Raw genomic sequence first — 11722 nt, 5'->3', positions numbered from 1 at the left:
CACAATATTTTATCTTATTGTTAAGGACATTCGCGCTACAGTAATATGCCGGTGCTTTTATAGATCCTGGTTTGGGGGACAAAATAAAAATAATTGGTGAAAAAAAAGACCTGCCGGGTTTTTAAAACCTGGCAGGTCTCATATTACGGTTATTGCATCCTCCTAAAACAATTCTCCCTGCACATTTCCCTCCTCTTCATCCGGGCTGGGGTCCTCATCTTCAGACAGCAGTTCCACGCTTACCAGGTCGTTGCCGGCAATACGGGTGCCTACAGTTCTCCAGCCGGTCACTTCCACGAACTCGTTGAGGTTGATCTCTTCTTCTTCCGGGCTGCGTTTTTTACCGGTCTTCAGCAGCACCACCGGGTCTGAGTGGGTGGTGGCCAGCTCCAGGTAATTGCCTGCGCCTTCCTTGATGAACAGGAATTTGTTGTTCAGTGTCTGCGTTTCTATACGGAAACGTTTTACGTTAAACTGCTGTTTGTCTGCATCATAGTAAATGGCGGACACGGTTTTTTCCGGGCTGAATTTTTCGATGTACACCACATCATCCGGCTCATAGCGGTTGGTCAGCTCAAAATTGGTCAGCTCGTAAGTGCCGTTCTTGTACACCACGAATATCTTGTCCTCGTTTTCAAAGCTGCCGATGTATACGCCGCGTTCCTCGGTGTTCAGGCGTCCTACTTTATCATCATACCATATCTTCAGGCCGGAGAGGGTGGACACGCCTTTTTCCTTGAACTTCACGCTGCGGATGGGATACTTGGTCACCTGGTTGCCCTGGGAGCTACGGCCCTTGATGGCAATGGTCTCAAAGTACATGTCAAACTCCTTGTTGCGGGCGGCGCAGTTGGGACTTAGTTTCACGGTCACCACTTCGGCCTCGCCGTTGGGATTGGCGCTGAAGTAATGCACCTTGGAATTCTTCTCTCCCTTGGCGGCAAGGTCATATTCCTTGTCGCGGGTCACGCCGGTCACGTTAAACCGCTTGGCGTAGCTGGTGCCGGTCCTGCCATCCACGTAGATCATGTTGTAGGTAGTGCGCTCGTCGTTCTTGCGGAACACGTCCACATGAATGATATCCTTGCCTACAAATGTTTTATCGGACACCTTGGTCACCAGCATCTTGCCGTCCCGGCGGAACACGATGATGTTGTCCAGGTCAGAGCAGTCTGCTACAAATTCATCCTTCTTCAGGGACGTCCCGATAAAGCCATCGGCCCGGTTTACATACAGCTTGGTATTGGCTATGGCCACCTGCTGCACCTGTATGGTGTCAAAGGTCTTGATCTCTGTCTGCCGTTCGCGGCCTTTGCCATATTTCTTCAGCAAGCCTTCGTAGTAGCTTACGGCAAAATCCACCAGGTGGTCCAGGTCATATTTTACCTGTTTGATATCGCCTTCAATCCCTTTGATCTGCTCATTCAGCTCGTTGATGTCCAGGCGGTAGATACGGCGTACGGGCTTCTCGGTAAGCTTTACGATATCCTCCCGGATGATCTCCCGTTTCAGTTGCTTCTTGTAGGGGTTAAAGCCCTTGTCAATAGCCGCCAGCACGGTTTCCCAGTCCTTGTGCTTCTGTTCCAGCTCCTTGTAGATCTGCTTTTCAAAGAAGATCTTTTCCAGGGAGGTATAGTGCCACTTGTCTTCCAGCTCGGCCAGCTTTATTTCCAGCTCCTTCTTCAGCAGCTCGCGGGTAAAGTCCGCAGCGTATTTCAGCAGGTCGGACACGGTGAGGAAGTGCGGCTTGTCTTCCACGATCACGCAGGCATTGGGCGAGATGGATATTTCGCAGTCCGTGAAAGCGTACAGCGCGTCAATGGTAATGTCCGGTGAAATGCCGGGGGCCAGTTGCACTTCTATCTCCACGTCCCTGGCGGTATTGTCCACCACTTTCCTGATCTTGATCTTGCCGTTGTCATTGGCCTTTACGATGGATTCCATCAATTGCGTGGTGGTAATACCGTATGGCACATCTTTTATCAGCAGGGTCTTTTTATCCTTTTCCTCGATATGGGCGCGCACCCGTACCTTGCCGCCGCGCTTGCCGTCGTTATAGGCGCCTACGTCTATCATGCCCTGGGTGGCGAAGTCGGGATACAGCTCAAACTTGCGGCCGCGCAGGTATTTGATGGAGGCGTCTATCAGTTCGCAGAAATTGTGCGGCAGTATTTTGGTGGAAAGGCCCACGGCAATGCCCTCGGCGCCCTGCGCCAGCAGCAGGGGGAACTTCATGGGCAGGGTGAGCGGCTCGTTCTTGCGGCCGTCGTAGCTCAGTTGCCAGGTGGTGGTCTTGGGATTAAAGGCCACTTCCAGCGCAAATTTGGACAGGCGCGCCTCTATGTACCTGGCGGCGGCGGCGTCATCGCCGGTGCGCACATCCCCCCAGTTGCCCTGCGTTTCTATCAGCAGGTCTTTCTGTCCCAGGTTCACGATAGCGTCGCTGATGGAAGCATCGCCATGCGGATGGTACTGCATGGTTTGCCCGATGATGTTGGCCACCTTGTTAAAACGGCCGTCATCCATTTCTTTCATGGCGTGCAAAATGCGCCGCTGTACCGGTTTCAACCCATCTTCCACGCTGGGCACCGCGCGTTCCAGGATCACGTAGGAGGCGTAGTCCAGGAACCAGTTTTCGTACATACCACCCACGTGGGTGATATTGTGTAATGCGTCGTCGTTTGGCAGGATGTTATTTTGATCGTCCATAGTCTGATTTTAACAGCTTACATTCTTTTTTCAAACTCCTCTCTCCATATTCTTACGGAATCGCGCTGCACATCTTCCACGGAGTTCAGCTCCATAAAGGCGCAGTCGGTTACGGCAATGAGCTGGTGCCAGATATTAATGGCCACCTCTACCCTGGCGGGCGCCTCCAGCGTGGTGACGCGCATCTCTTTTTCACCGACCGGGCACCAGTGCAGCTCCGCTTTACCGCTGAGCAGGAACATGATCTCCGGGTTCTTGTAATCGCTCTTTCCCTCATGGTAATGCTGCCCGCTGCTGCTGCCGGCCTTGCGGTAGCAGATGATAAAGTTGCCGGTGCGCAGGGAGCTCCAGGCATAATTAGCGCCCCGTTCGTCCTGGCCTATTAATTCCAGGGGTGTTACCGTTACCATAGTCATTAATTTTATTTCAGGCAGCATTTTCAGCGTTGGGCGCTTCCGTTTCCTCTCCTGCGCCGGGCAGCTTCACTTCAAAATCCTTCATCGTTTTCAGCTCCCCTTTGCTTTCCAGCTTTTCCTCTTTTACCAGCTCTTTCAGCCGCCAGGAAAGGTATTGTTCCATCACGGGATATTTCAGCTTACCGGTTACCTGTCCTACTACCTTTGCGGCCTTCCGGAAATCCTTCCCGCATTGCTGCAGCAGCTCCTTGTCATAAAACACAGCGGGCTCTCCCTTGATCTTTTTGCCGCCTTCCAGCAGGCGCACGCCGGCATTTTCATTCATCAGGCGGTGCCATTCGTCCCCGTCCAGCTCAAATTCCGCCAGGGATACCGGGCGGGCCAGCTTCCTGGCCTTCAGGAACTCCTTCGGCAGTATCTGGTGCAGGTGGGTAGGATAAAATACGGCGCCCTTCTCATTCAGGAAAGGCAGGTTGTTGAGGTAGATAATATGTATGCGGCCGGCAAAATCGTACAACTGGCTTACCAGCCAGTAATAACCACATACGTCGCGGGCATTCTGCCCGGCCCAAATCCATACTTCCAGTTCCGGCTCCGCTTTCAGGAGGGCTTTCAGTTGCCGGGCCTTTTCCGGGTCGCCGTTCTCTTCTTCGGCCGCCGGGGCGGGCGCTGCATCGGCATTAGCGGCTTCGTTGCCCGTCGCCGCCACCGGCTGGGGCTGCAGGCCGGCCAGTTGTTGCCACCACTGGCGGCGGTTGGCCTGCCCGTCTTTCGTGTCCAGGATGAACAGTGGCCCTACGGACAGGTCGTCCTCAAAACACAGGATGTCCCCCTTCAGCGTTTCTTCCAGCTCAAAGGCGGCTGCCAGCGCTGGTGCAGAAGCGGGACCAAATACGATATGTAACAGGTTCATGTCGGATGTTGCATTACTCATTCACCAGATCTTTTTCGTACCGCAGGTTGCTGATAATAAATTCCTGGCGGGTTTGGGTGTTCTTGCCCATGTAATATTCCAGCAGTTTCTGGATATGGATGTCCTTGGATAAAATGATCGGATCAGCTTTCATGTCCTCACCTATAAAGCGGCCGAATTCCTCGGGCGATATCTCGCCCAGGCCTTTAAAGCGGGTGATCTCCGGTTTGCTGCCCAGCTTTTTCACGGCTTGCTGCTTTTCCTCCTCGCTATAGCAGTAGATGGTCTCCTGCTTGTTGCGCACGCGGAACAACGGCGTTTCCAGGATGTACACGTGGCCGTTCTTCACCAGGTCCGGGAAGAACTGCAGGAAAAAGGTAAGGAGCAGCAGGCGGATGTGCATGCCGTCCACATCGGCATCCGTGGCTACCACGATCTTGTTGTAGCGCAGTCCTTCCAGTCCTTCTTCTATATTCAGCGCGTGCTGCAGCAGGTTAAATTCCTCGTTCTCGTACACGATCTTCTTGGTAAGGCCAAAGCTGTTCAGCGGCTTACCGCGCAGGCTGAACACGGCCTGTGTCTCCACGTTGCGGGATTTGGTGATGGAACCGCTGGCGGAATCGCCCTCGGTAATAAAGATCACGGTTTCCAGCCTTTTGGCGTCTACTTCCAGCTTGTCCTTGCCGCTAACCTCATCGTTCAGGTGAATGCGGCAATCGCGCAGCTTACGATTATGAAGGTTGGCTTTCTTTGCCCGCTCGTTGGCCAGTTTCTTAATGCCGGCCAGCTCCTTGCGCTCGCGCTCGCTCTGCTCAATGCGCTTTTTCATGGCTTCCGCCACAGCGGGGTTCCGGTGCAGGAAATCGTCCAGGTGCTTGCTCAGGAAGTCCAGTACAAAGGCCTTCATGGAGGGGCCACCTTCGTATACGGTAAGGGAGCCCAGCTTGGTCTTGGTCTGCGATTCAAACACCGGCTCCTGCACCCTTACGGAAATGGCGGCGCAGATGGATGCGCGGATATCCGTGGCATCATAGTCCTTTTTATAGAAGTCGCGCACGGTCTTTACAAACGCTTCGCGGAAAGCCGCCAGGTGCGTACCGCCCTGGGTGGTGTGCTGCCCGTTCACAAAGGAGTAATACTCCTCGCCGTACTGGTTCTCATGGGTGATGGCCACCTCGATATCCTCCCCTTTCAGGTGGATGATGGGATAGCGCAGGTCCTCTTCGTTGGTCTTGCGCTGCAGCAGGTCCAGCAGGCCGTTCTTTGAAACGTATTTCTGGCCGTTGAAGTTAATGGTGAGGCCCGCGTTCAGGAAGCAATAGTTCCATATCTGGTTCTCCAGGAACTCGGGGATATAGTGAAAGTTCTTAAAAACGGTATCGTCGGGGATAAAGGTCACCAGCGTACCGTTGGTTTCGCTGGTAGCGGCCTCCTTGTGCTCCTTGGTAAGCACGCCGCGCTCAAACTCGGCTACTTTCATGCGGCCGTCGCGTACGGACTGCACTCTGAAATAGGTGGAAAGGGCGTTCACCGCTTTGGTACCCACCCCGTTCAGGCCCACGGATTTCTGGAAGGCCTTGCTGTCATATTTCGCGCCGGTATTGATCTTGCTCACCACGTCCACCACCTTGCCCAGCGGGATGCCGCGGCCATAATCGCGCACGGTTACGCTGTGCTCCGATACCTTGATATCCACCTGCCGGCCAAAGCCCATCGTATGTTCGTCGATACAGTTATCCACCACTTCTTTAATAAGTATGTAGATACCGTCGTCCATGCTGGTACCGTCTCCCAGCTTGCCTATATACATCCCCGGGCGCAGGCGTATGTGCTCGCGCCAGTCCAGGGAGCGGATGGAGTCTTCCGTATAGGCCGCAAAGAGATCCTTTTTGTCCGTTTTATCAGTAATTGCCATAATAAAATATAAATACTAAATCTTTTAGCAAAATCAGGTTACTGGCAAAAATAAAGGATTCGGGCTATCCTCCCAAGAATTAGTTATGCACCCGCGTCCTTTTTATTGAGTTTAAATATTTTTTTATACAAAGTATACTTTATATAAGATATTTATCTATATTTACAATCCTGGTTGCACAAGTACAATAAATGTCCTAATTATGAAACCTAGCATGACAAATATATGCCAACAGTATTTGTACATGCGAAGTTCCACCTAACCAACGAAAGACAAACTATCTGCAAATGAAAACGCTATGCCTGTTAGTGTCAGCAGCAGTACTTTCCGCTGCACTTTTGTTTACTTTTTTCGTTAATCGGGAACAACGCTCCATGAACCGCTTGGGCGGCACCTTTTTACGGCTGCTGCAGAAGTTCGATTCATGGCAAATGATGCGGTAAGGATTGTTTTAACCATATAAACCCTATACCTATGAAAACCGGTCTATTATTCAAACTGGCTTGCCTGTTGATTGCTGCAATGGTATTATCTGCACACCTGCTGCGCACCAACCTGGCCAAGCTGAAGCGGGGCTGAACAACGTGCTGATATGCCAATAAATTGATATGCCGATGAGTAAGCACATCAGCATATCAATTTATTGGCATATTAATTACCTGTTGTAGTACTTGTTCACCGCATCCGTTCTGCTTCTTACGTGCAGCTTTTCATAGATGTTGTGCACATGCCTTCTTACTGTTTCAATGCTGATGAAGAGGTTACTGGCTATTTCCTTGTACAGGAAACCTTTGGAGAGCTGGTCCAGTATCTCCTTTTCGCGGGAGGTAAGCGCTTCCAGCGCCGGGTTGGGGCGGGCCTGCTTCTGGAAATAGGCCACTACGCGCCGGGCGATCTGTGAGCTCATGGGCGATCCGCCTTCATGCAGGTCGCGGATGGCTTCCAGCAGCTCACCGGGGGAGGTCTTTTTGAGAATATATCCGCTGGCGCCTGCTTCCAGCGCCTGAAATATCTTGTCGTCGTCTTCGTACACCGTCAGCATCATGAACTGCATATCCGGGTATTCGGCTTTCAAACGGGCAATACATTCAATTCCATTCATGCCGCCGGGCAGGTTGAAATCCATCAGGGCCACATTGGGTAACAAATGGGGGATCTGCTCCAAGGCAGTTTCTGCATTATTGAATGCTCCCACGCACGCATAACCATCTGAACCGTTTATCAATAATTCCATGGCGGTACGGATATCATGATTGTCTTCCACAATAGCTACCGAAATTACATCCATACTGTCCTGGGATTTCTTTTTTGAGTACACAGTCATTGTCTTGTTCTTAGTGGTTACTTACACAAAAATGTTATTTTTTATTACGGGCAAAAATAGATCAATTTAACGGGATATCTAGAAAAACTATCGTACCGTTGCGGGAAGTGATATCTGCCTGGCCTCCTACCGCCTGCATGCGCTTCTGGATATTCTTGAGCCCGTTACCGAACAGCCGTACCTTTTCCTGGTCAAATCCCTTGCCGTTGTCTTTTATCAGTATCGTCATATGCTGCTGCATCTTTACCTCTATCAATACCTCTGTGGCGTGGGCATGTTTTACCACGTTGTGCAGCGATTCCTTCACTGCCAGGTAAATGTTGCGCCGGGTGCCACCACTGAGCTTGATGTTGGGAATGCTTTCCGGTATGGAAAACTGGTGGGTGATATGAGCATGTTCCAGGAAATCTGCTGCAAAGCTGCGCATGTATGCAATTAGGTTTTCCAATGAATCATTCGATGAGTTCATGGCCCAGATGATCTCGCTCATCTTGTCCACCAGCTCGCCGGCTGCTTCCGAGATACGTTCTATTTCACGGGTTTGGGAAGGGTCTTTGATCTTCCGCTTGGCTATTTCACTCAACAGGCGTATGGTGGATAGTCCCGAACCAAGATCGTCATGCATGTCGCTGGAAATACGCGCCCGCTCCTGGTCCACCGCCTGCTCCTTCTCCAGTTTCAGTTTTTCATGACGTATTTTATAATCAAGATACAACGTAGAAAAGTAATATGCAATGCCTAACAGCAGTAACAGCAATAAAAACCTGAACCACAATGATTGCCAGAACGGGATACGGATCACTATTTCCAGGGTGGTGGGCGTCTGGTTCCAGATATCGTCATTATTGGAGGCGCGTACATTAAAGGTGTAGGTGCCCGGCCGCAGGTTGGTATAGCGTGCCATGCGGAAGGCGCCGGCCTGCACCCAGTCCTCGTCCGCCCCTTCCAGCTTGTACTGCACCTTGTTCTTCAGCGGGTTGGTATACTCCAGCGGCACAAACTCAATGGCGATGGTATTCTGGTTATAGGGCAGCTCAATATGATGCAGCAGGGAAATGGCCGTATCCGATTCATAGGGCTGGTCCAGCACTTCCAGCCTTTTAATGACCACTTTCGGCGCAAAAGGATTGTTCCTGAAATTGCGGGGGTAGAAACCGTTCACCCCGCGGATGCCGCCAAAGAAAAGTTCCCCGTCCACGGATTTAAAATAGGCGCCGGTGTTGAACTCGTTAGACTGCAGCCCGTCCTCGTGGTTAAAGGTGGTGATCTCGTCCGTTACCGGGTTGATCTGCGACAGGCCCTTGTTATGGCTTACCCAGATACGGTCCTTGTCGTCCAGCAGCACCCCGTAGAAATAGTCGTTCACCAGCGCGGGATAATCGTAGCTGTTATAGTGCTTCATGAGCTGGTAGGAGCCGTCCAGCATGAACAGGCCGCGGCTGGTAGCCACCAGCAGGTTCTTGTGCGCATTCTTGTTAATGCTCTTTACAATGGTGCCTGCCGGCAGGGCAATGGTTTTCCAGCGGGTGCTGCCTACATCTTTAGCATACAGCGTAGCCTGGGTGCCCACATACTGGTTCCCCATATAATCTTCGTAGTAGCAGTTCAGTATCTCCCCGGGAAAGCGGTGCACCAGCGCGGCCTTGTAGCCACGGCCTTCGGGGCTGACGGACATCAGGTACTCGCCGTAATTAAAATACACCTCCCCGTTTACCCGCCGGAACAGGAAAGGGGAAAAGTAGTCCTGCTGATCCGGCAGGCCCAGCTTTTCCACCACCGGCGTCAGGTCCTGGAATTTTTTATTCTGCACATTAAAAAGGCCCAGGGCCTTGCCTTCAAAATGTATCCACAGGTATTTGTAGTTCTCCCGGCAAATAGCGTCAATGGTATTGCCCGGGAAGGGATGGTCTTTCCCGCTGTTGGAGATCCTTTCCAGGAAGCGCCCGCCCTCCTCGTAAATATCCAGCCCGTCCTGCCACAGGCCCACATACAGCTTGCCATCGTCATGCTTGTAAATGGCGCGCACCATGTTATGCGTGATAAAAGGGGAACGGTAGAGGTTGAATACTTTTTTGTGCGGGGAGTATTTCTTGATGCCGTCGCCATTGGTGCCCACCCACATATTGTCCGCCGCGTCGCGGTACAGGTAGCGCACATTGTTGAGGGAGCGGGTCTCAAAAGTATTGAAGGTGGTGATGTGCTGCAGGATCTCGTTGCGGCGGATGCTGTAGATGAGCACGCCATCCGTACCGCCAATCCACATGTTGCCGTTATGGTCCAGCTCCATCACTACGGGCATAAAAGGCATGCCCTTATCATCTACTTCGTTCACTACCAGGTCGGTATACTTGCGCTGCCTTTTGTTGAACATCACAATATGCCCTTTACTGGCTATGATCATGGAGTCGGCATTCAGGTTGCGAATCACCGGGAAGTCATCGATCACCGGCAGGCAGTAGGTGGTAAGCTGCAGGTTCTTCACATTCAGCGCCAGCAGCTCTCCCGGCTCAAAGTTCATCCACACCAGGTCCCCGTCCTTCATGATATCGCGGGGCACCAGGCCGCGCTTCGAGAACTGCGGCGGGTACAGCACCACCTGCTTGATGGCATAGGTGCGGCTGTCCAGCGCATACAGCCCTTTCAGCGGCCGCCATACCCAGAGGCGGCGGGAAGCGGTATCCTCTCCCAGTATCTTGAACTTGATGGGCCAGTCGCGCTCGCGCTCATTGATATAGGAAGTATCCACCAGCACCATGCGGAACGTGTTGCGGTAAGGGTCGTACACGCTGATGCCGTTGTTGTGCGTAAGCAGCAACTGCCCGCGGCTGTTCTTGAAAAAGGAGTATCCTTTGTACCCTTTCAGGTCAAAACGGTTGATCACGGCCCTTACGCCGCTGGAAGTATTGCTCACCAGGTTGCCCTTCCCCTCCCCTTTCCGGTTGCCCTCGCTGGTCTTAAAACGGTATTCGTTGAACACGTAGCCGTCAAAGCGGTTCACCCCGTCGCGGTTGGCGAACCACAGGAATCCCTGCCGGTCCTGTATGATATCGCTGACGTAGCTCTGTGAAAGTCCTTCATTTACGCTATATGCGTCAAATATATACCTGCCCCCCTGTGCAAATAGGGAATTAATTGCAAAAACAAATGAGCAAAGCAGTTGCAGTCGTTTTATCTGGGATGGCAAATTGAGCACTGATGCAGGTTAGTTGTTTGCAAATATATAAATCTGCATCACACTTTTGAATGATTTTGTAATTTTCTTGCTCACTAACAGATTGTATATAAATGCTAAAGAAGGTCTATGGCTGCGTACTGTGCTGCTGCCTCTTTTTCCTGCAGCTAAGCGCCCAGCAAAAATATGTATTAGCCCCCCTGCCGCAGGGCCCGCTAAAGAGCATCCGCGGTCTTTGCGTGCTTACAGACAGCCTGGTATGGGCATCCGGCACCGGCGGCATGGTGGGCAAAAGCACGGATGGCGGCCGGCAGTGGCAATGGGTGCAGGTGCCCGGCTGCGACAGTTGCGACTGGCGGGATATTACGGCTTTTAATGAACAGGAGGCGCTGGTGATCAATGCAGGCGAGCCGGCCCATATTTTCGTGACCACGGATGGCGGGGCTACCTGGCAGCGGGTATATTATAATGATACCAAAGGCATTTTCTTTGATGCGATGGATTTCCGCAGCCGGCAGGAAGGCCTGGCCATCGGCGATCCGCTGGAAGGGCGCTTTACCCTGCTCTCCACACAGGATGGCGGCCGCAACTGGCGCCTGCAACCGGATGCTCCCGTTGCAGCCACCGGCGAGGCTTTGTTTGCGGCCAGCGGCAGCGGCCTGTATTACCTGCCGGGAGGCGATATCTGCTTTGCCACCGGCGGCCTTACCGCCCGTTTTTTCCGGCAGCACCAGGGCCGCTGGCAATCTGTGGCCCTGCCCATATTACAGGGCCGGCCCAGCACCGGCGTATTTTCCATTGCCTTCCGCAACAGCCGGCAGGGCGTGGCCGTAGGCGGCGATTACAGTAACGATACCCTGCGCCTGCAAAACTGTGCGCTGACCAGCGATGGCGGCCGGACCTGGATGGCTCCCCTCACCCCGCCAGGCGGGTACCGCTCCTCCGTATGCTGGACCGGCCCCCATAGCCTCATTGCTACCGGCACCTCCGGCACAGACGTATCTGCAGACGGCGGGCAGCACTGGCAACTGATCAGCAAGGAAGGTTATCATGTGGTGCAACGGGCCCGGAAAGGGACGGCGGTGTTCCTGGCAGGGGCTGGGGGCCGGCTGGCTAAGCTGGTGGTAAAAAAAAGCGCACTCTGAAAAAAGTGCGCTCCATAAAGGAACAAATAGGTTAAAGCAAAAAAGTACGTTTCTTTTATAAAATTACCAGCTATTTAATATTTTTCGGATCGCTATTTAGCCAATACACCATTTTAGCAGGTAAACGC

7 protein-coding genes are annotated in these 11722 nt (G+C 52.6%); 1 reads left to right on the top strand and 6 read right to left on the bottom strand.

Annotated features, from left to right (window positions below):
• Positions 1–162: 162 nt before the first annotated feature.
• The 6 genes from LX66_RS16425 to LX66_RS16400 form a co-directional block, all read right to left on the bottom strand.
• Positions 163–2709 (bottom strand): DNA gyrase/topoisomerase IV subunit A, encoded by a 2547-nt coding sequence (locus LX66_RS16425; RefSeq protein WP_145715368.1) that lies wholly within the window; start codon positions 2707–2709, stop codon positions 163–165.
• 17 nt (positions 2710–2726) lie between these two features.
• On the bottom strand, positions 2727–3119 hold the full coding sequence (locus LX66_RS16420) for a cupin domain-containing protein (protein ID WP_145715367.1): 393 nt from the start codon (positions 3117–3119) through the stop codon (positions 2727–2729).
• Between the two features lie 16 nt (positions 3120–3135).
• Positions 3136–4059 (bottom strand): DUF1835 domain-containing protein, encoded by a 924-nt coding sequence (locus tag LX66_RS16415; RefSeq protein WP_244620426.1) that lies wholly within the window; start codon positions 4057–4059, stop codon positions 3136–3138.
• On the bottom strand, positions 4052–5953 hold the full coding sequence (locus tag LX66_RS16410) for a DNA topoisomerase IV subunit B (RefSeq protein WP_145715365.1): 1902 nt from the start codon (positions 5951–5953) through the stop codon (positions 4052–4054). Before LX66_RS16410 ends, LX66_RS16415 begins: the two co-directional genes overlap by 8 nt.
• Before the next feature lie 655 nt (positions 5954–6608).
• Positions 6609–7241: a response regulator transcription factor gene (locus LX66_RS16405; RefSeq protein WP_244620425.1), complete on the bottom strand. Its 633-nt coding sequence runs from the start codon at positions 7239–7241 to the stop codon at positions 6609–6611.
• Between the two features lie 97 nt (positions 7242–7338).
• Positions 7339–10470, bottom strand: a complete 3132-nt coding sequence (locus LX66_RS16400) for a ligand-binding sensor domain-containing protein (protein WP_145715361.1) — start codon at positions 10468–10470, stop codon at positions 7339–7341.
• A gap of 92 nt (positions 10471–10562) precedes the next feature.
• On the opposite strand from LX66_RS16400, the gene LX66_RS16395 reads away from it, so the two are divergent.
• On the top strand, positions 10563–11594 hold the full coding sequence (locus tag LX66_RS16395; protein ID WP_145715359.1) for a beta propeller repeat protein: 1032 nt from the start codon (positions 10563–10565) through the stop codon (positions 11592–11594).
• The last annotated feature ends 128 nt before the right edge of the window (positions 11595–11722 follow it).

The sequence above is a fragment of the Chitinophaga japonensis genome, from assembly GCF_007830125.1.
Taxonomy (GTDB): domain Bacteria; phylum Bacteroidota; class Bacteroidia; order Chitinophagales; family Chitinophagaceae; genus Chitinophaga; species Chitinophaga japonensis.
The sequence above is the reverse complement of the archived record's forward strand: the minus strand, read 5'-3'. Positions and strand labels throughout refer to the sequence as shown.

Coding starts and splice junctions, on each gene's coding strand:
- LX66_RS16395 (WP_145715359.1), top strand. CDS start 10,563: ATGCTAAAGAAGGTCTATGGCTGCGTACTGTGCTGCTGCCTCTTTTTC.
- LX66_RS16405 (WP_244620425.1), bottom strand. CDS start 7,241: ATGGATGTAATTTCGGTAGCTATTGTGGAAGACAATCATGATATCCGT.
- LX66_RS16415 (WP_244620426.1), bottom strand. CDS start 4,059: ATGAGTAATGCAACATCCGACATGAACCTGTTACATATCGTATTTGGT.
- LX66_RS16410 (WP_145715365.1), bottom strand. CDS start 5,953: ATGGCAATTACTGATAAAACGGACAAAAAGGATCTCTTTGCGGCCTAT.
- LX66_RS16425 (WP_145715368.1), bottom strand. CDS start 2,709: ATGGACGATCAAAATAACATCCTGCCAAACGACGACGCATTACACAAT.
- LX66_RS16420 (WP_145715367.1), bottom strand. CDS start 3,119: ATGGTAACGGTAACACCCCTGGAATTAATAGGCCAGGACGAACGGGGC.